Source organism: Labrys sp. F242 (genome assembly GCF_057813875.1).
This window is the reverse complement of record NZ_JBVASG010000007.1, coordinates 25,206-45,978: the sequence shown is the minus strand read 5'-3', so window position 1 is coordinate 45,978 and position 20,773 is coordinate 25,206. Positions and strand designations below refer to the sequence as shown.

Below are 20,773 nucleotides of genomic sequence, written 5' to 3'. Positions count from 1 at the left end.
GATCTCAGTGGCTTTCGCGCGGAATGGCATAGCCGCGGCAGCCGACGAGGAAATCGAGGTCGGCACCCCGGTCCGCCTGCAACACGCGCTCGACATAGAGGCTTTGGTAACCGCCCTTCATTGCCGGCAATGGAGGCGTCCACTCGCTACGCCGCCGGGCAAGCTCGCCGTCCGACACCTCCAAATGCAGCTTGCGGGCCTCGACATCGAGTTCGATCATATCTCCCGACCTGACAAGCGCCAGTGGTCCGCCAACCGCGGCCTCCGGCGCCGCATGCAGCACGACGGTTCCGAAGGCAGTTCCCGACATGCGGGCGTCGGAGATGCGGATCATGTCGCGAATGCCCCTCCTGAGGAGCTTCTGCGGTAGCGCCATGTTGCCAACCTCGGCCATACCGGGATAGCCCTTCGGGCCGCAGTTCTTCAGAACCATGATGCAGGTTTCGTCGATGTCGAGCGCCGGGTCGTCGACACGCGCCTTGTAGTCGTCGATGTCCTCGAAGGCGACGGCGCGGCCGCGATGCTTCATCAGTTCGGGCGAAGCGGCGGATGGCTTGATGATGGCGCCACTCGGCGCCAGATTGCCGCGCAGGACCGCAATGCCGCCGTGAGGCATCAGCGCCTTGTCGCGCGGGCGGATCACGTCCGGGTTGTAGTTTCTGGCCTCGGCGATGTTCTCGCCCATGCTGCTGCCGGTCACCGTCAACACGTCGAGATCGAGCAGGTCGGCGATCTCCTTCATCACGGCGGGAATCCCGCCCGCGTAACAGAAATCCTCCATCAGGAAACGGCCGGATGGCATCAGGTCGAGAATGGTCGGGACATCACGGCCAAGGCGATCCCAGTCGTCCAGCGTCAATTCGGTGCCGATGCGGCCTGCAATCGACAGCAGATGCACCACGGCATTCGTCGAGCCGCCGATGGCGCCATTGACGCGAATGGCATTGGCGAATGCCGACTTGCCGAGGATTTTTGACAGGCGCAAATCCTCATTGACCATCTCGACAATACGCCTGCCGGTCATGCGCGCCAGCCGGTTGCGATGCGCATCGACCGCCGGATAGGCTGCGTTGCCCGGCAAGGCAATGCCAAGTGCCTCGACCATCGAGGCCATCGTCGAGGCCGTGCCCATGGTCATACAGTGGCCGGGCGAGCGCGACATGGCGCTTTCGGCGCTGCCGAACTCCTGAGTGCTCATGGTGCCGGCCCGCACGTCCTCGGAAAATTTCCAGACGTCGGTGCCGGAGCCTATCTCGCGGCCCTGGAAACGGCCGTTGAGCATCGGCCCGCCGGAAATGACGATCGACGGCAGATCGCAGGAGGCGGCGCCCATGACCAGCGACGGTGTGGTCTTGTCGCAACCGGCCATCAGCACAACGCCGTCCATCGGATTGCCGCGGATCGCCTCCTCGACATCCATCGATGCAAGATTGCGGAACAGCATCGCCGTCGGTCGCAAATTGGACTCGCCGCATGAGAAAACCGGGAACTCGAGCGGCAGGCCGCCGGCTTCCAGCACGCCGGCCTTGATGTGTTCGATCAACCCACGGAAATGCACGTGGCACGGCGTGAATTCGGAGAATGTATTGCAGATGCCGATAACCGGGCGGCCATCGAAGGCGTCATCCGGCAATCCATTGTTCTTCATCCAACTACGGTGGATGAAGGCGTCCTTGCCGATGCCGCCGAACCAGTGTTGCGAGCGCCTTTTCGTCACATCGTACTCCAAATCCCGGCAAGATCGCCCATCATTTCACTGCGCCCATCGTCAGTCCGCGGATCAGCTGTTTCTGGAAGACCAGCACGAAAGCCAGGACTGGTAGAAGAAGCACGATCGAGGCCGCCGACAACTCGCCCCAGCGGACCTGCTGATAGCCGACGAACGCATATAGGCCCAGCGGCACGGTGCGCACGTCGCTGCCGCCCAGCACGAGAGCGAACAGGAACTCATTCCAAGAAAAGAGGAACGCCAGAATCGACACGGCGGCAATGCCCGGCAACACAACCGGCAGGCAAATGTGACGAAACGCCTGGAAATAGGTGGCGCCGTCGATCGTGGCGGCTTCCTCCATCTCGCTGGGCAGATCCTCGAAAAAGCCCTTCATCAGCCAGACGACGATGGAAAGGTTGATGGCGACGTGCGCGATGATCAGCCCGATATGGGTGTTGATCAGACCGGTCCTCACATACATGACGAAGAACGGGATTAGCACCGCGACTGGCGGCGTCATCCGCGTCGTCAGGATCCAGAAGCCGTAGTCTGCATTGCCGCGGAACCGATAGCGCCCCAGTACATAGGCAGCGGGCAAGCCGATCAGCAGCGCCAGCGCTGTCGAGCCGAGCGCGACAATTGCGCTGTTCAGGAAATAGGCCCAGATCGCCGGGTCTGACAGTACCTTGGCATAGTTGTCGAGGATCGGAACGAACAGGAACTTCGGCTGCCGCGCCATGGCATCGACCTGTGCCTTCAGCGACATCATCACCAGCCAATAGACCGGAAACAGGCACCAGATAGCAAAGGCCCAAAGCAGCAGACGGCGTGCAAAAGCGGAGAGGTTTCGCGGGGCGTTCATAGCGCAGCCTTTGGCACGAACATGCGCATGCGCCGCAGGAAAAGCTGCGCCGCGACGATCGTCATCACAAGCATGACGATCGCGATGGCGGCGGCATAGCCCATCGACAGGAACTCGATACCCTGCTTGTAGGCGAACAGGTTCAAGGTGCGCGTGCTGACGCCTGGGCCACCACCGGTCAACACGAAGATAATGTCGAAGGTCTTGAAGGCGTCGATCGCCCGAAAAACGATGGCGACGCCAAGATAGGGCAGCAGTGCCGGCAAGGTGTGGTGGAAGAACACCTGCATCTCCGTTGCGCCATCCATGCGCGCAGCCTGCAAAGGCTCCTCGTCCATGGCCGCAAGACCGCCGGCCGCGATCAACAGAATGAACGGCGCCCACTGCCAGGTGTCGACCACCAGCAGCGAAGCCATTGCCATGCCAGGTGTGCCGAGCCAATCCTGCTGCGGCAGGCCAACCGACCGAAGCAGATAGTTGAACACACCGAGCGACGGATTGAGCATCATGCGGAAGGTGAAGACCGCGGCCACGGGCGTGATCGCCATCGGCAGCAGATAGATCGCCCGCAATAGAGGCACAGCCCTTGTCTCGTGATGCAGCAGCGTCGCGATGGCGACGCCCAGCACCAACTGGATCCCGACGGCGAGCACGGTGAAGACGGCGGTCGCCCGCAACGCCGTCCAGAACTCCTCTGACCGGAAGAGGTCGAGATAATTCTGCAGTCCGGCAAAGGCGAGCGCATCTGGCGTGACCAGAGAATAGGTGCTCAGGCTCATGGCCACCGAGACGACGAACGGAAAGAGGGTCAGCCCCAGCAACAACACGGTCGCCGGCGCCAGCATCAGACCGATGAAGCGAGCGCGTGCATCCATCTATTTTGCCCACCCACCTACCCGTGCCGCCGAAATGGCGCGGGCGAAAATCACTGCACACAAACGGAGCCAGGATCCTTCACGGCGATCCGAGCTCATGCGCCGAGCACCTGCTTGATCTTGCCGTCCGCATCCGCAAAGGCCTTCGCCGCATCGTTGCTGCCGGTAACGACTTCATTGACGGCGATGCCAACGGCATCGAGGATCTCAGCCGCCTTTGGATGAAACCAGGCGGCCTTGAAAAGGTCGCCATCAGCCGCCTGCAGATTCTTGAGCGCGGCATCCGCCGCCTGCGGGCCGAAACGGTCGCGGAAGGCCGAGGTCTGCCAAGCGGAACTGCGCGGCGTGGCCAGGCCGGCAGCGCCGGCCAGCGCGGAAGTCTGCTTGGATGTCGCCCACATCAAGAACAACCACGCTGCCTCTTTGTTGGCCGACCTGGCGTTGATGCCGGCCATCCAGTGCCACATGTTCGGTTTGGCGGGCTTGCCGGCCGGGGCCGGCAGCACGCCGAACAGGGTGTTGCCGGCGACGGTGCTCTTGGACTTGTCCTCGATATCGGTGGCGAAGTTTGATGAATCGCAGCCGATCGCCAGCGCCCCTTGCATGAAGTCGTTCAGGCATTCCATCCAGTGATAGCTGGAAATGCCGACCGGTCCAGCTTCGCGCAACAGTTTGCCATACATGTCCAGCCCAGCGATAGATTCTGGCAGCGCCAGTCCGGATTTGCCGTCCAGTGTCACGTAGGATCCGCCATAGGAGAAGACGAAGCCGGCCAGCGCCCAAGGGGCAGCGTCGCCCGTTGGTTTCGCCCGCATGGCGATACCGGCGACATCGTCGGTTTTAAGCGCCGTTGCCAGCTTCAACAGGTCGTCCATCGATGCCGGCGCAGTAAAACCCTTCTTATCAAGCATCGCCTTGTTCATGAACAGGGTCTGTGCCTCGGCGGTGATCGCAAGGCCGTAGGAGGCTCCGTCGCTCCACTTCTCGAACGAACGAGCCGACGAGAAGATATCGTCATCGTCGTACCAGGCGGCGTCGAAAAGCGCCGCATTCGAACGGAAGGCATCGATCGGCTCCAGCCATCTCGCCGAAATCGCCTGGCCGAGCGCCCAGATCATGAAGACATCGGGTGTAGCACTGCCGCCGCCAAGCTTGACCGGCATCGACGCGGTGAATTCCGTCTCCGACTGTTTGTCGGCCTTGACCTCGATTCCGGTCAAAGCAGTGAAGACTGGAATCAACGGGGTGAGCGCATTCATCCAGGGATGCTCGAGCCCGCCGAGAACGATCGCTTTGCCCTTCTCCTTCTGCCAGTCGATCTTGGCATTGGCGTAGAGCTTGACCAGTTCAGCCGTGTTTTCGGCCGCATGCAGCGGCGTGCCGCTGCGCAGGCCGATTACGCCGGCTGCAGCCAGTATCGATGTTGCCCTGAGGAACGATCGACGGTCGATCGACAGGTGCAGGCCTCCAACAGGCATTTTCAGATTGCTCATCACATCCTCCCTGGCACCCGGTTCTGCAATTTTCATCTCATGGCTTGAATAGTCATATTATCGGAGTTATTAGAGGTCAAGAACGGAAATCGGGAGAGAGCCTTTGGTCGACGTCGTGCTGTCCAAGGTGGAAAAGAGCTGGGGATCGGTGCGCGTCATCCAGAACCTCGACCTGCATGTCCGCGATGAGGAATTCCTGGTACTGCTCGGCCCTTCCGGCTGCGGCAAGACCACCACCATGCGCATAATCGCCGGACTGGAGACGGCGACGGCAGGCGATATCCGCATCGACGGTGAATCGGTCGTGAACAAACTGGCGCGTGAACGCGACATCGCCATGGTATTCCAGAATTACGGCCTCTATCCGCACATGAGCGTCGCCGATAATATCGGCTACCCCCTGAGGTTGCGCCGGGTCCCGGCGGAGGAGCGTGCGCGACGCGTCGGCGAGGCCGCGCGCAGGGTCCATCTTGAGAGCTTGCTCGACCGCAAGCCGCGGGCCCTTTCTGGCGGCCAGCGGCAGCGCGTCGCGCTGGCCAGGGCGATCGTGCGGACGCCGCGCCTGTTCATGCTGGACGAGCCGCTTTCCAATCTCGACGCCAAGCTGCGCGTATCGATGCGCGCTGAGCTCAAGCATCTTCACCACGATCTCAAAACGACGACGATCTACGTCACGCACGACCAGATCGAAGCGATGACACTGGCAACGCGCGTCGCCGTGATGCATGGCGGGCGCATCGTTCAACTCGACACGCCCGAGCGCATCTATAACGACCCGTCGGAGCTGTTCGTCGCAGCCTTCATCGGTTCGCCGCCAATGAACCTCTTGCGTGGCGACATGGTCAACGGCGTTTTCCAGTCCGGTACCATCCGGATCGATGGGCTGCCGGTTTCGCTCGGCGGCGACGTCACGCTCGGCATTCGCCCGGACGATGTGACCGTGGCGGGCAAGGCCGATGCCGACATCGAAGCATCGGTATTCGCGACCGAATTCGTCGGCCAGAACAGGCTGGTTTCAGTCAAGGCCGGTGACGATCTTTTCTGCGCCGTCACCGGCGCGGACCGCCAGATCACGATCGGCGAGACGGTGTTTCTGAGGCTCAACCGCGACCATATCTTCTTCTTCGACACCGCGACCGAAAAGCGTCTGCGCCCGGCCTGACGAAAGATGAGCAACGATTATGATTACATCATCGTCGGTGGCGGCAGTTCGGGTTGCGTCGCAGCCTGGCGCATGGTCAGCGAATTCGGTGCCAAGGTCTTGTTGCTGGAAGCCGGCGCTGATCGCATCAGCCCGATCATGCACATGCCTGCGGGATATATGAAATATCTGGCACGCGACACCTATCTCGACATGCACAAGATGGTGCCGCAGCCGCAGATCGGCGGACGCAGCACCATTGTGCCGCAAGCGCGTGTTCTCGGCGGAGGATCATCGGTCAACGCCATGGTCTATATGCGGGGCCAAAGCGGCGACTATGACAATTGGGCGCGCACGCTCGGCACCGGGCACGATTGGTCGTGGGACGACATGCTCGGGCATTTCAGGGCGCTGGAGAAGAATGATCACCTGGGAGCGCCTTTTCACGGCAACGAAGGCCGGTTGCATGTCTCGGCGCCATTCCATCGCGCGGCTTTGACCGACGCTTTCGTGGCCGCGGTCCAGAATGCCGGCGAGCCGTTCAATCCCGACTTCAACGCTGGCCGTCAACGCGGCGTCGGTTACATGCAGTCCACCATCGGACCTGACCGGCGACGCTGCAGTGCCGTCGATGCTTTCCTGTCGCAGGTGCTGGACGATCCCCGGTTCGAGTTGCGGACGCATGCCAAGGTTGACCGGGTGATTGTCGAAGGCGGTCGCGCGAAGGGCGTGGAGGTCCACCACAATGGCGAGCGCAAACGCATCCATGCGAATTCCGGCGTCATCCTCGCAGCCGGGACTTACGTCACGCCAAAGCTGCTGATGCTGTCGGGAATCGGTAATGCCAACCTGCTGCGCGGCCTTGGCATCGCCGTCGTCTGCGATCTGCCAGGTGTCGGTCAGAACCTTCAGGATCACTGCGAAGTGCCGGTGATCCATAGAAGCAACGGCCGTTACGGCTATTTCGGCGAGGATCGCGGCTGGCGCATGATCCGCAACGGGCTGCAATATCTGCTTTTCAGATCCGGCCCGGTCGCGACCATCGGCGTCGAGGCCTGCGCCTTCGTTAACCCCGACGACCCGCAGGCCGACGCGACATTGAAGATCTACTGCGTGCCGACCGTGTATGTCGACCGCGACGTCTCGGGCGTTGACGCTTGCGACGGGCTGACCATGACTTGCTGCCTGCTGCGCCCCCAGTCTCGCGGCAGCGTGAGCATTCGTTCCGCCGATCCTGATGATCCGCCTGTGATCGACGGCGGCTTCCTCCGCGATCCAACCGACATGGCAATGATGCTCAAAGGCATGAGAACCACGCGCGGCTTTGTTGCCCAGAAGCCATTGGCCGGCATGATCGCCGACGAGATTGTCCCCGGCAAGGAAGCCGTCAGCGACGAGGCGCTGCATGCCCATGCCAAGCGCATGGTCAAGACCAACTACCATCCGGTGGGAACCTGTAAGATGGGCGCCGAGGACGACCGCATGGCCGTCCTCGATCCGGCACTCACGGTGCGCGGGATCGGCGGCCTGCATGTGATCGACTGTTCGGTGATGCCGTCGATCGTCAGCGGCAACACCAACGCACCGGCAATGGCGATCGCGCACAAGGCCGCCGGTTTGATTTGTCACATGCACCAGAAAATCGCCTGACACCGGCGAATATCGAAAGGCTGGCCCTGGTTGTCGGCAAAGGAGGATCAATGACTGTCGACACCAATGTGGATGCAGTTCGACGCATTGACCTGCCACTGAGTTTTTCCTCCACATTTGATTAGAGTCCGGCCCTGATTGAAGGACGGACGAATGAAACGGAAGCGGTTCACGGAAGGGCGAACCTTCAGGGGTCAATCGCGTCTATAGGCTCTACCGGGAAGAAGGGCTGACGGTCCGCAAGCGCCGTGCCCGGCGATGAGCGGTGGGAATGCGAGCACCGATCCTGGTCGAGGCGAAGCCCAACGTGCGGTGGTCGCTGGACTTCGTACATGATCAGTTTGCCTGTGGGCAGCGCTTCCGGGTGCTGAACATCGTCGATGACGTGACGCGGGAATGCCTGGCTGCAATCCCCGACACTTCGATCTCCGGCCGTCGCGTTGCCCGTGAACTGACCGACCTGATCGCTCGGCGCGGTAAGCCGGGAATGATCGTTTCCGACCATGGCACGGAGCTCACCTCGAACGCTATCCTGGCCTAGTCGAAGGATCATCACGTCGAGTGGCACTACATCGCACCCGGCAAGCCGATGCAGAACGGCTACGTCGAGAGCTTCAACGGGCGAATGCACGACGAGCTCTTGAACGAGAGCCTGTTCTTCGACCTCAACCATGCCCGCAGCGTCATCGCTGAATGGGTCGGGGATTTCAACACCACGAGGCCGCACTCCTCACTTGGCTATCAGACCCCGGTGGCCTTCGCTGAGGTCCTCGCCGCAACCGGTTCGCCGGTTGCCAAATCCGCGCCTCACGGCGTAACAGAAACGGCCGAGGCTCTAATCGCCGCTGGACGAAAACTCAGTGGCAGGTCACATTCACTGGTTGAACAGGTTGCACAAGGAAGCCGCTGCCCCAAAGTCTAATCCATCACTTCGACCGGAGCATTCAATACGCCTGCACCGACTACCTTAAGCAGCTGGAGGATCACGCCATCCGCCCGAGCATGAGCGCGCCAGGCAGTCCCTACGACAACGCTCAGGCCGAAAGCTCCATGAAGACTTTGAAAAAGGAGGAAGTCGACTCCAAAAACTACCAGACAATCGAGGAGGCGCGCCGCAATATTGGCCCCTTCCTTGAGACCACCTACAATCGCCAGAGGCTCCACTCGGCCCTTGGCTACAAATCCCCGGTCGACTTCGAACGGCAGTTGAACCCACCCGCGTCAAACTCAAACAGTACGCCCCCTGTCACCCAAACTTTTTGTCTCACCAGAGGGGTACAATCCACAGGTTCGGCTCGCATCTCAGGGTGATTTTGCTTGCGCACTGGTGGATCGATCGTCTGCCGTGTCAATGGTCGCGGCCCCTTCATCAGAGGACGGATTGTCGATCTCAACCCAGCATCCGCTCAGGCCCTCGGATCGTCCAGCCTGGCCAAGGTTCACGTGAATGCGGAATAATTGGGTGTCAAAGAGACCCGGCTTTCCGGGGCTGGGGGTTTGAAGATTGGATCGCCGAGTCTCTTTGCACCGTGGTGGTGAACGCTCTCAACTTGAGCGAGAAAAATTAGACCAGACTTAGCATCTTGAACCGCCCCGGGTTTGTCGGAGGCCCCAATTCCTGAGAGGATGGGGCTATGACGAGCAAGACGACGAACAAGTTCTCGCCTGAGGTGCGCGCGCGGTGCGGATGGTGCTGGATCACGAAACCGAGCATCCGTCGCGCTGGGCGACGATCACGTCGATCGCGAGCAAAATCGGCTGCACGGCGCAGACGCTGAACGAGTGGGTGAAGAAGGCCGAGGTCGAGAGCGGTCGCAAGTCTGGGCTGACGACGGACATGGTGGCCAAGCTCAAGGCCTTCGAACGCGAGAATCGGGAGCTGCGGCAGGCGAACGAGATCCTGCGCAAGGCGTCGGGGTATTTTGCCCAGGCGGAGCTCGACCGCCGACGCCGGTCATGATCGCTTTCATCGACGATCACCGCAGGGCCTATGGGGTCGAGCCGATCTGCAAGGTGCTGCCGATCGCCCCGTCAACCTATCGTGAGTATGTCGCCAAACGGATCGATCCGGGGAAGCTGTCGGCTCGGGCGAAGCGGGACCTGGAGCTGAAGCCGCAGATCGAGCGTGTGTTCGGTGAGAACTTCGAGGTCTATGGCGCGCGCAAGGTCTGGCGGCAGATGTTGCGCGAGGGGTTCGACGTTGCCCGCTGCACGGTCGAACGCCTGATGGCCGACCTCGGCCTGCAAGGTGTCATTCGTGGCAAGCCGATCCGCACGACCATCCAGGACAAGGCCGCACCGTGCCCTCTGGACCATGTCAACCGGGTCTTCCATGCACCGGCGCCAAACCGGCTCTGGGTCTCGGACTTCACCTACGTCTCGGCCTGGTCGGGCTTCGTCTACGTCGCCTTCGTGATCGATGCCTATGCTCGGCGGATCGTCGGTTGGAGGGTGTCGCGGACAGCCCATGCGAGCTTCGTGCTCGATGCGTTTGAGCAGGCTGTGCACGAGCGCCGACCTGTGCACCGGGGTGGCCTCGTGCATCATTCCGACAGAGGTTCTCAATACGTCAGCATTCGATACACCGAGCGCCTCGCCGAGGCCGGTATCGAGCCCTCCGTCGGCAGTGTGGGCGACAGCTACGACAACGCTCTCGCCGAGACGATCAACGGCCTCTACAAAGCAGAGCTCATCCATCGGCGCGGACCATGGCGAAGCTTCGAGGCTGTGGAGTTCGCGACGCTGACCTGGGTCGACTGGTTCAACAACCGCCGCCTGCTGGAGCCTATCGGCAACATCCCGCCGGCCGAAGCCGAAGAACTCTACTACGCGATGCTGAGCGAACCAGCCATGGCAGCGTGACTCAAACAAAACGGCCTCCGGCAAACCAGGGGCGGTTCAGTATGAGCAAGGTGCCCAGGGTGTTCCAAAGTGCAAGGATAAAACGCGGGTATTCGACTTCTCGAACACGACATTGGAGCACGTCTATCCGCAGTCAGTAAAGGGAACTGACAAAGTCGCCGCTCTGGAAAAGGTCAAACACACCATTGGCAATCTGACGATCTTCGGCCCGAATGACAATGATGCCGCCGCCAATAAGTCTTATGCAGAGAAGCGCACCGTATTGAAAGCTTCAAATCTGAAACTCAATCGGGATATTGGCGCAAACACTAAGTGGACGGCTTCAACCGTCGATGCACGCACGAAATCACTCGTAAACATGGCCGTAAAGGTGTTTGTCCCGTAAGCGCCGTAACTAGCGGGCGCGACCGTATCGGGCGAACACTTTGTCGAACACAGCCGAACTGGATGCCAATCTCGGACGACGCACTCCTCTTCATTGAGCCAGGCGCTTTGCAGCAAGCAGGGGCCTTTCCTCTATTCGCCGAAATCCGGGTAGGTTAGCGTTCGCGCCTCGTTAATTCCATCTAGCGCGCTGCCGTGTAAGGGCAAACGAACATGCCTCACACGAGAATCTTCTTGTGATTTCAAATAGTTCCAGCCGACTTTCGGAAATCATTTTAGAGACCCAATGATGGTCACTTGCCCCGCGTCTGGGGCCTTCTGGATGTTGCGCGTTGAGAAACGTGCACTGGAAGGAAGCAGATATGACCATTTCAACGAAATACATCGGCCTTGATGTTCATCGGGATACGATATCGATTGCGGTTGCTGACGAAGGGAGCGACCGGGAGGTCCGGTTTTTTGGAACTGTTGCCAACTGCGGAAGGCGCTGACGAGCATCGGGAAAGACGGTGCGATGCTGAGGGTTTGCTATGAATCCGGTCCCTGCGGGTTCGCCATCTATCGCTTCTTGAAGAGGTTCGGGATCGATTGTGTTGTGATCTCGCCATCCTCCATGCCGCAACGGCCGAACGATCGGGTGAAGACCGACCGGCGCGATGCCCAGACGCTGGCCCGGCTTTTGCGCGCCGGCAAACTCGCACTCGCCGCCGTCTGGGTTCCGGACGAAGCGCATGAAGCGATCCGCGATGTGGTGCGGGCGCGTCGGCAGGTGAAGCAGGACATCGTGTCGGCAAAGAACACGCTGAAGAGCTTCCTGCTGCGGCACGACCGCCGCTTTCCGGGAAAGGCCATATGGGGCAAGGCGCACTGGCGCTGGCTGTCGGATCAGCTCTTTGCCTTTCCCCACCAGCAGTTCGTCTATGAGGAATACAAACGACGCATCCAGGAACTGGAGGAGCGCTGCCGGCGCCTGGAGCAGGTGCTTGCGGAAGCGGTCACGGACTGGCCGCTCTCGCCGATCGTCACAGCGCTTCAGTCGCTGCGCGGCATCAAGTTCATCGCGGCCGTGACGCTCGTCGCGGAGATCGGCGATCTGCATCGGTTCGACAGTCCGAAGCAGTTGATGGCCTGGCTGGGCCTCGTACCGCCCGAGCATTCCAGCGGAACGCGGACCAGGCGGGGTGAACTCACCCGGACCGGCAACGCCGCCGCCCGCACCATGTTGATCGAATCGGCGTGGCATTACCGCTACCCTGCACGAGAGGGACGAGCGTTGCGAGAACGCAATGCCGGACTGCCCGATCATATCCGGGCCATCGCCTGGAAGGCGCAGACCCGTCTGTGCGCAAAGTTCCGTCGTGCAGCAGTTTCTCGAAGACGCCGCTGAACCACCTCCTTTGCTACATCCCAACATGACGAAGCATTACCGGATCCAGGTCGAGCATCTCTATGCTGCGCTCAACGACGATTCCCAGGGACATATCGCATATGGCGGCCGAGCGGATCCGCTCGTTGATAAAGGAGATCGTGCTGACGCCAGAGAACGGCGAACTTCAGATCGACGTCCGCGGCGATCTGGCTGGGATCCTTGCCATATCCCTGGAACGCAAAAACCCCGACCGAGTAATTATCTCGATCGGGGTTTTTGATATGCGATTTGGTTGCGGGGGCCCGCAACGGCTTTCATCATAACATCACCAACCCTTTGATTTCGTTCAGGATTGACGAATTCGAGAATGCCAAACAGCTCACCGCGTAGCTCGGCATGGATCTCGCCGCGCTTCTCGCCCGGCGTGAGCACAATCTGACCGATGAGCGAGCGCAGAGCCTCAGCGGCCTGACGCCCACCCTCGTCATCGGCGAGCGCCTGCGTGAAGTGCTCCACCCGCTTGCGATAGAGATTGGCGATGTTGGGATGCAGGTCGGGAACATCGGTAGGAGCCTGAGCCAAGCGCTCAGTGATCTCGGCCTTCTGGCGCTCCAGGTCCTCCATCCTTGCTTTCATAGTCGGCTGGTAGAGGCCATCCTCGATCGCCGCCATGATGCCGGCGATGGCGCGCTCGATCTTGTCGAGCGCCTTGCGATCCTGCTCGCTCTGGGCGCGGCGCTCCTGGTTGAGCCGGTTGGTCTCCTGGGCATAGGCTTTCACCGCCTCCGCCACGGCATCACCCGAGACCAATCTTTCCTTCAAACCGGAAAGAACACGTTCCTCGATCTTCTCGCGGGTGATGGTACGACCATTGTCGCAGACGCCCCGGCGCTGATGGTTGAGGCAGCCAAAACGCTCTTTCGTGAACAGGCCATAGCGTCCGCCGCAGCAGCCGCAGGTGAGCAGGCCGGAAAGGAGAGACACTGGCCGCTTCATGGTGTGCAGCCTCTTAGCCCTGGCATTGCGGATGCCGATGGTCACCGCCTCGAACTTGCTGGCGATGACCTTTTGTCTTTCCTTCACGGCCAGCCAGAGCACGTCCTCGACGATCCTGAGATGCGGCACCTCGGTGCGGATCCACTTGGCGGGCGGGTTGATCCGCGAGACGCGCTTGCCGCTGGTCGGATCCTTGATGAAGCGCAGGCGGTTCCAGACCAGCACGCCTGTATAGAGTTCATTGTTGATGATGCCGGTGCCCCGGATCACATGGCCGCGCACGCTGGTGTCGCCCCAGTGCCGGCCAAGCGGGCCGGGAATGCCTTCCTTGTTGAGATCGACGGCAATGGCCTTCGGGCTCTTACCCGTGGCGAACTCCCGGAAGATGCGGCGGATGATCTTTGCTTCCTCCGGTACGATCCCGCGGTCACCGCGAATGGGCTCGCCTTCGGCATCGAGCTTCTTCACCACTCGATAGCCGTAGCACAGCCCTCCCCCCGCCTTGCCCTTCTCCACCCTGCCCCGCAGGCCTCGATGGGTTTTGAGGGCGAGGTCTTTCAGGAACAGGGCATTCATGGTGCCCTTGAGGCCGACATGCAGTTCGCTGATTTCCCCTTCGGCCAAGGTCACGATGGTGACGCCGGCGAATTTAAGGTGCTTGAACAGGGTGGCGACATCGGCCTGGTCGCGGCTGATGCGATCGAGCGCCTCGGCCAGCACGATCTCGAACTGGCCGCGCTGGGCGTCACGCACCAATTGCTGGATGCCCCGCCGCAAGATGGTGCTGGCGCCGGAGATCGCCGCATCCTGATAGGTCCCGGTCACGCTCCAGCCTTCGCGCGTCGCCTGCTCGCAGCACAGGCGGACCTGATCCTCGATGGAGGCATCCCTCTGGCTATCGGAGGAATAGCGGGCATAGAGCGCAACACGGGTCATGGCGGATCAACCTCTCTCTTTCACTGTGGGGGATCATCCTTCTTCCCCCTGCCCTCTTCCTTTCGGCGACCGGGCCGATTGTCGTTGGCCGCCTTGTGTTTCTCGAACGCTTCCCGGGCCAACTGCCGGCCAATCGAGCGTGCAATCTCAAGCACGATGCGATCCCGCTTGGCGGGGTCGCTGTCCTCGCCGGCACGGTGGGAGCCGCCGAGATCGGGATTGTCGTTGGATGGGGCCGAAGGTGCCGGCCCTGTCCTGGTTTCTTCTTCCATGGCGGTCGTTCCTGACAATGGATCGACCTGCCATCAGATGCCTTCAATGAACAAAGGAAAGCACGAAGTTCATGGCGTAGGGCCATGGCGTGCAATGACTTGCAAATTGCGGTTTTGCCTCATACGCCAGACCCGCCGGAAGCGAGGCTGGAGAGCCTTGATCTCGTTCATCCAGGCCTTCGCAAATCGACATGTCTGGCGCCAAGGCCGCTACGACGCCTTTTTCCTTCTGCCTTTGCTTGGAGCGGGAGGCGGTGGCGGCGGTGGTGCGGCCTTGGCTTTCTGACGGATTTGACCAAGCCCGAGTTCCTTGGCCAGCCGGGAACGCTGGGCCGAGTAATTGGGAGCAACCATGGGATAGTCGCTCGGCAGGCCCCATTTTTCCCGATACTGCACCGGTGTCAGGTCATAGGCAGTTCGAAGGTGCCGCGTCAGTGACTTGAATTTGCGACCATCGTCCAGACAGATCAGATAATCCGGGGTGATAGATTTCTTGATCGGGACGGCGGGCTTTAGCGGCGTATCGGCTTCGACCGGTTTGGGATTGTTCAGACCGGTGAGGCTTCCGTGCACCGTACGGATCAAATCCGCAAGGGAAGCGGTGGCAACCTGATTGTTGGCGACATAGGCTGAGACGATGTCGGCGGTCAGGTCGATCAGACTAGTGTCTTCCTCAAGCATGTTCAATCACTTTCTTGTTGTGGCGATGTCGAAGTGAATGACGTTTTTTCTTTATTAACGCAGCCTTGTGGACCCGATCGCTGCGCTGGCTAAGATTCTCAGGCAATTGCGGGCTTGTGTAAAGGTCTTTTATCCAATCATCCCAGTAATTTCCGTCGATATTCAGAACTTACTGGAATTCACCTCTATCACTCGCTCTTTGCGTGTAATTCAAGACAAACATCGGTGATCGGAGAACATTCGATTTACGTTCGACTGTTCCCGAACATCGACCGCTCTTCCTAAAGCAAGACAAGCTGCCTACAACCGTCGGCCAGAGCGCGCACCCGACGACGTTCCCGCCACTCGGCGAATTCCATGGTGACGATCTCGCACAAGGGAGCAACGCCGCGCCATTGATCGCGATAGATGCTGGCGTCGATGCCGATGCCGCAGTCCATCAACAAGCCAGTTCGCTGCTCGAACTCGACGCCCGGCCCTGAGGTCAGCCGCTCGAAGCATGGACGGGCGGAATAGCGAAACGACGTCGAGTTTTGCGGCAAGAGGAATACGCCATTGTCGGCGATCTGAGAGGCGATATCGATCACGGCGAACTCGAAGGATTTGAAGCCGCGACGATCGCCTGAGGTCATTCCCTTGCCGAAGGGCGGATTGGCAATCGCCCAGTCGAACATGGCTCCTTCAAGTTCATCCTTCCACCAGTTCCGCCAGTCGAGCACGTCGGCACAAATCCATCTGGCTTCCGGCAACAGCTTGCGGCCGATCTCGACGAAACGAGGATTGATCTCGACGCAGGTCAGTTCCACCTCACCCCGCCATTTGGCACGCTGCTGAACCCAGTAGGCGAGACCGCCGATGCCAGCACACAAGTCGATCACCCGGCCGCACCCCGGCTCAAGGGCAAAATCAGCTGCGAGGTCCGTGGGCGTGAAGAACACGCCAGCCGCCGCGACATTGTTCTCTGCCGCCGGATGCCAGTTCTCCAGGACGAAATCCTTCTCGTCCTCGCTCAGCACATCCTTCCTCAATACGGCTTCCGCCTCGGCGTGTGCTTTCATCTCGACTTTGCTTAACTTGCCCATCTTGCTGCCCTTCCCTGGATCGGCGAAGCAGGTGCCCGCCTGCTTCCCGAGCTCGTGCGGAACAGCGTGTGGGTGGGGGGCAAGCATGAACTGGGGAGGGGTTTCGCCCGCCCGCAGGGGGCCGCCTCTATCGGCGGCGAGATTGTCTGAGCGTAGCGAACAGAATTTCGGGGAGACCCCAGTTCATGCTTGCTGGGGAGGGAGAGCAGCGTTCTCCCTCCCCGCGCACTTCACAACGGGAGGCAGATGCTCGCGGCTCACGCAGCGCCACTCGCAATCCATGCAAATGCCGATATGGTTTAAGAAGATACTGAAGCGGCTATCCTCGCAGAATTATTGCTTAGGGCTCACCCCAGCGTGGAGATATTGGGAATGACTGCGGCTTCTTCGCGGAATCCGTCTGTTTCACAGAGTTCCCTAGATGAAATCCAGTCGCAGTTATTTCGAGGAATGACATGTGCAACGCACATAGTACGGACGTTCGAAATGATGGATAAGAAGAGCGCTACCTGCAGTGACCATGCAAGCCCTCCGGCGCACATCCGGCTTATCGCGCCTAATGACTAGTGTCGTGCGCACTGCCTCTTGCGGGGACCAACTCCCTCACGGCAATATTTGCTGGAGGTTTGAGTTATCAATCCTGTAGTCCAGAATTAATCCCGCGGCGACAGGGAGCGCAACGCACGCAGCTACGCCAGCTAAGCCGGTTAATGGCGTTGCAACGCAAAGCGCGCCTGCAGCAGCAGTAGTTGCCGAGACGGCAAAATGAGCCAAAGCTTTGAGCTGCTCCTCCTTACTCTCCGCAGTGAAAATACGATAGCCGCTATACCCGAGATCCACAGCGATTAGTATTATAGTGGCTCGGTTAAGCCACGGCTGAATGCGCTTCGCAACACTCACCGCCGTCGGGCCTAAACGACCATTCGCTACGCCTGATTTTTCTGCGACTAGCGCAAATTCACCCTTGGCGAGACGATTTCGCACAATCGAATTCTTCCCGGTTTGAAGCGAGGTCTTTACCTCCGCTAGGCTACCTGTGCGAACCAACTCTCTACCTCCGTCGACGGCCTCCCAAGCTACCGTTGGTATTCTTGAACGACTTCTTGCGGCCTGCCGGGCGGCCGCGCGAGCATCCGACAATTTCCGTGCTAGACGCTCCGCATCCGGCCCGCTCATAGGGCTTCCTGCGGCCTTCCACTCGTCGGTGATTGCCCGCACGTCTTGCAAGTATCCGTCTCTTACAAAGCTCAGCTCTCGAAACGCACTATGAAGCGGAATAACATCCTTCGGGATCTGCCGTCCCGGATTCTCAATAAGCCACTCAAAAACGCCCTGGGATTCCTGGACGTTCTCGCCAGGTACATAAAGCCCGCGGTCGATATTCGCCGGCGGAGTGATAAAATAACACTGATCTTCCGGACGCGTCGGGTAATTTGTTGACGCCGAGTTAGGAAAGCCCAGTGGAATTCGCAACGACATATTACACCAGCACGGTAATCGTTTCGTTAGTAGTTTGGTGCAGCATCAATGCGAGATTGCTTTCGTCTTCCGTAATCCACGGCTGTGCCGATTTAAATGTGAACTCCATCTTCTTGGCGGCCGACATTGCGTTTGAAACGTCGAGCTTTCCTTCCTGGGTACCATCCACATAAAGCAACCATCGGCCTTCCGTTGGAGCGGACTTGGTTGTGAATACGATAGACTTCAGATCGTCCGATCGTCTGATATTATCAACCTCATTGAACTTGCCTTGGCCCGCTCTCCTAGCCTGAGCCGTCTGCAACAGCGCGCCTGAAAGGGTAAGGGCAATTTGGGCATCCCGTCCGCGAACTTCTCGTTGTCTCATGGCCTCTGAGTACGGTTCGGTCCCCCTCATTGCTCCAACAACACAGTCGGCGAACAGCGCCGGGGTCGTAATTTCCAGCAACTCGAGATGTAGATCCTTGCCTGGTTTGGTGATGCCGGACAATTGCTTGACGAGTTCTTTCAGTCTTTTCGCAACTTCGCCTTCATCATTGGTCGGGCTTCCCGCGAGAGAAACGGTGGTCATCGGCTTTAAGATCGCTGCCGGGGATATGGATGTACCGATCGTATATTCGGCCAAAATCAAATGGTGGACTGATTGAATCCATTGGTCAAAATACCGAGCCAAGGATTTGAATTTGGTCATATCGCTTGCAACGAAGCTGGGCGAAGGCAAAATCAGGCCGCTTATCGCTTTATCAACTTCCGAGCGGTGATATACACTAGGCCACCTTAGAATAATTCCTTCAACCTTCGGAATTCCGGGTATCGAAACAAGCCGAAGATCTCTTACAATTGGCACCTGTGCGTAGATGTTCGACAAATGATAAAGTAGAATGGAAAGTGCCCTGCCATCATTTATGTTTGTAAGCGTCATGCTGGTCTTTTCTACGCGCTGCTCCTCGATACGCGTAGTGCTTGAAGTTGATACTTCACGCCTCGCTTTATTACTTAACGAAGAAGCTGATTTGCTCCCCGATTTTGCAAGGGTTTTGTAGAAATCTTCTGCAGTTTTTGTCCAAGTCTGCCCTCCGGATGCTGAGCCACCGGCGGAGAAAATGTCGAAGAATGAGGCGCTTCCTTCTGCACTTGCGCTCCAGTTGGTCGACGTACTCATGTTCACGGTATTTTTGCTCTCGCGCTCCACTTCGGTCGCGAACTCAGAAGAAAAGCTTTGGTCGCTGTCCAAAACCTGCTCATCGGAGGTTTTCTCCTCCCGCGAACGCGAAACGGTCTGCTCGAGTGTGATGGTGCGCTCCTCGCCCGGCGCAAGAGCTACGCTCGTGGCTAACTCACCCAGCTTCGCCCCGGTCCATGAAAGTTCGAGTGCGGCTTCTTCGTCAATAAACAACTGAGGTAGTCGGCATGGCGTGATCCCAGGAAGGGGTCCTCGAATGACCATGTAAGCCGATTTCTGGCGCTTTTTTGTTATAGACTGTATATAAAGAGGGATCCAGATTGCGGTTGCTCTTCGAAAATAATCGTCCTTGTTACATTTATCAAGTACATCTTCAAGAAGTTCGCCATTGTTAGTCTTATACTCGTTTCCTTCCAGGTCAAAAAAATAACTTTTGACCCTAGACATCTGAAGTCTCGCCTCCGTGGCTGCTATCAATGCGTCATTTCCAGTTATCTTAAGATTAACTTCCTCCGTCAATGAAGATGCAGACTGGAGATAGTCGAGTGACACCTGGGTTAATCCATCATCGATGAACTTTGGGGACTGGGTCAAAGTTAGCGTTATTCGGTTGAACCCAATCTCGATGTTCGCGGTGTCCCGCGTCCTCTGCAAAAGCTCGCCTGCCTTCAAAACAATCGGAGAGCCTCCTGCTCCCGGCGTGACCGTCGTCCCGTCCTCAATTGCAAGGACGTAGCCCTTGTCTTTGGCAGCTTGCTGCAAATCGCGCAGTCGCCCTTGGACATCTTCTTTTGGGTCCGTCATTGCAAGATATTGTGAAAAAAGATCGCCAACAGCTTCCACGTCCAAACCTTTGCCGTCGGGAACAGAGAGGAGTTTGCTGGCAGATGCGGCCAATTCTGTCGCAAGCGTTCTTGCCGAGTTCAGTTGCCGATATCTCGTCAATATCTGATCGGCCGAAAGGTCCAAAACTTCGACTGAAGTAATCGTCTGAGAAATGCCGATCGCCTCGGCTTCGAGGCCGTTAGGCATACGAAATCTAAGGACGTCTTCCCAAAAAGAAGCGTACTTCGCGTCGGTCGAAAAGGATTGAAAATCGATTGTCTGCCCGGGCTTTGCATCTATGGCAAAACATCTCGTGAGCTCAACGGGTGGAGAATTCAGCGGCAAAAGGACGTTTGTACGCGGAAGTTGATCCGGGCCTAACCCGTAAGCGATAAACACGGTGTCCCTCGCGTCATCATGATCAACCGAAAAAAGCCTGGGGCCGGGCAAATCTCCTAATTCTGCAGCTGTTGGCGATTGCGTTGGATATCCCCATGACGTTTCAAACAGCTTGCGACAATACGAAAAATCGTCGTTAGGGTAACTATATGGCGGGCTATTGCCGGAGAGGATCGCTGCCCAATCGAATCTGACGGCACGAGATCGATAGAAGTTAAGCGATATTCCCTTCTTTGATTTTTCCGGCTCTAGCGTTATCCCCACATCGGCAGACTGCAGCGATCGAAAAATTGCGTCATTTTCATCAGCCATCGCACGCCCCCGCGTTCCGATTTAATAACAGCCTTGATCATCCTGTGGTATTTTAATGCTTTCTCAGTCCCCCTGCCATCAGCACTGACCATTGTAGGTCAAGGCAGTTCATCGAAAGGGAAACCTGCAGCCGCTTGCGTGACGTAGTCGTGACTGCCAAGGCCGCAATTGGGAGCCTTGGAGCCAACGCTCACGTCGGGTCGCAACTATTTCATTCCGCGAGTCACAATTAATTCGATCGATTCGTACCTGTTTCAAGAA

Annotated in this window: 14 protein-coding genes, 3 pseudogenes and 1 other annotated feature; of the genes and pseudogenes, 7 read left to right on the top strand and 10 right to left on the bottom strand. The window is 58.8% G+C overall.

Translation table 11 applies throughout. From position 1 onward, the window contains the following. Window positions 1-4: 4 nt before the first annotated feature. The 4 genes from ACZYTC_RS30350 to ACZYTC_RS30335 all read right to left on the bottom strand — a co-directional run bounded on the left by ACZYTC_RS30350 (window position 5) and on the right by ACZYTC_RS30335 (window position 4,941). The gene (locus ACZYTC_RS30350) at window positions 5-1,717 is read right to left on the bottom strand and encodes an IlvD/Edd family dehydratase (protein WP_488991313.1); all 1,713 of its coding nucleotides are present in this window, start codon (window positions 1,715-1,717) and stop codon (window positions 5-7) included. A 31-nt stretch (window positions 1,718-1,748) separates the two neighbouring features. Further along, window positions 1,749-2,573: a carbohydrate ABC transporter permease gene (locus ACZYTC_RS30345; protein ID WP_488991312.1), complete on the bottom strand. Its 825-nt coding sequence runs from the start codon at window positions 2,571-2,573 to the stop codon at window positions 1,749-1,751. Further along, a complete protein-coding gene (locus tag ACZYTC_RS30340; RefSeq protein WP_488991311.1) occupies window positions 2,570-3,448 on the bottom strand; it encodes a carbohydrate ABC transporter permease in 879 nt (292 codons plus the stop codon). The genes ACZYTC_RS30345 and ACZYTC_RS30340 overlap by 4 nt, the downstream gene beginning before the upstream one ends. A gap of 95 nt (window positions 3,449-3,543) precedes the next feature. Next, on the bottom strand, window positions 3,544-4,941 hold the full coding sequence (locus ACZYTC_RS30335) for an ABC transporter substrate-binding protein (RefSeq protein ID WP_488991310.1): 1,398 nt from the start codon (window positions 4,939-4,941) through the stop codon (window positions 3,544-3,546). A 103-nt stretch (window positions 4,942-5,044) separates the two neighbouring features. Between ACZYTC_RS30335 and ACZYTC_RS30330 the strand changes: the two genes are divergently transcribed. From ACZYTC_RS30330 to ACZYTC_RS30300, 7 genes and pseudogenes are all read left to right on the top strand, one after another. Further along, on the top strand, window positions 5,045-6,103 hold the full coding sequence (locus ACZYTC_RS30330) for an ABC transporter ATP-binding protein (RefSeq protein ID WP_488991309.1): 1,059 nt from the start codon (window positions 5,045-5,047) through the stop codon (window positions 6,101-6,103). 6 nt (window positions 6,104-6,109) lie between these two features. Further along, window positions 6,110-7,732, top strand: coding sequence for a GMC family oxidoreductase (locus ACZYTC_RS30325; RefSeq protein WP_488991308.1), 1,623 nt, complete (start codon window positions 6,110-6,112; stop codon window positions 7,730-7,732). Between the two features lie 172 nt (window positions 7,733-7,904). Beyond that, a pseudogene (locus ACZYTC_RS30320) lies at window positions 7,905-8,654 on the top strand (IS3 family transposase); the annotation flags it as partial. Then, complete coding sequence (locus tag ACZYTC_RS30315) at window positions 8,639-9,043, top strand: integrase core domain-containing protein (RefSeq protein WP_488991393.1); 405 nt, start codon at window positions 8,639-8,641, stop codon at window positions 9,041-9,043. The pseudogene ACZYTC_RS30320 and the gene ACZYTC_RS30315, both read left to right, overlap by 16 nt. Window positions 9,044-9,366: 323 nt before the next feature. After that, window positions 9,367-10,594 (top strand): annotated as a pseudogene (locus ACZYTC_RS30310) (IS3 family transposase). After that, window positions 9,647-9,763: a sequence feature (AL1L pseudoknot), on the top strand. Its footprint overlaps the pseudogene before it by 117 nt. A 100-nt stretch (window positions 10,595-10,694) precedes the next feature. Continuing rightward, a pseudogene (locus ACZYTC_RS30305) lies at window positions 10,695-10,979 on the top strand (HNH endonuclease family protein); the annotation flags it as partial. Between the two features lie 513 nt (window positions 10,980-11,492). Beyond that, on the top strand, window positions 11,493-12,365 hold the full coding sequence (locus ACZYTC_RS30300) for an IS110 family RNA-guided transposase (protein ID WP_488991307.1): 873 nt from the start codon (window positions 11,493-11,495) through the stop codon (window positions 12,363-12,365). A 240-nt stretch (window positions 12,366-12,605) separates the two neighbouring features. Here ACZYTC_RS30300 and ACZYTC_RS30295 read toward each other — a convergent pair whose 3' ends face one another. From ACZYTC_RS30295 to ACZYTC_RS30270, 6 genes are all read right to left on the bottom strand, one after another. Continuing rightward, window positions 12,606-14,279, bottom strand: a complete 1,674-nt coding sequence (locus tag ACZYTC_RS30295; RefSeq protein ID WP_488991306.1) for a recombinase family protein — start codon at window positions 14,277-14,279, stop codon at window positions 12,606-12,608. 20 nt (window positions 14,280-14,299) lie between these two features. Continuing rightward, a complete protein-coding gene (locus ACZYTC_RS30290) occupies window positions 14,300-14,551 on the bottom strand; it encodes a hypothetical protein (RefSeq protein ID WP_488991305.1) in 252 nt (83 codons plus the stop codon). A gap of 210 nt (window positions 14,552-14,761) precedes the next feature. Next, window positions 14,762-15,232, bottom strand: coding sequence for a Ros/MucR family transcriptional regulator (locus ACZYTC_RS30285; protein WP_488991304.1), 471 nt, complete (start codon window positions 15,230-15,232; stop codon window positions 14,762-14,764). Between the two features lie 281 nt (window positions 15,233-15,513). Then, window positions 15,514-16,401: a methyltransferase gene (locus tag ACZYTC_RS30280; RefSeq protein ID WP_488991303.1), complete on the bottom strand. Its 888-nt coding sequence runs from the start codon at window positions 16,399-16,401 to the stop codon at window positions 15,514-15,516. 516 nt (window positions 16,402-16,917) lie between these two features. Continuing rightward, on the bottom strand, window positions 16,918-17,793 hold the full coding sequence (locus tag ACZYTC_RS30275; RefSeq protein WP_488991302.1) for a hypothetical protein: 876 nt from the start codon (window positions 17,791-17,793) through the stop codon (window positions 16,918-16,920). Window position 17,794: 1 nt separating this feature from the next. Further along, window positions 17,795-20,512, bottom strand: a complete 2,718-nt coding sequence (locus tag ACZYTC_RS30270) for a hypothetical protein (protein ID WP_488991301.1) — start codon at window positions 20,510-20,512, stop codon at window positions 17,795-17,797. Window positions 20,513-20,773 lie beyond the last annotated feature (261 nt).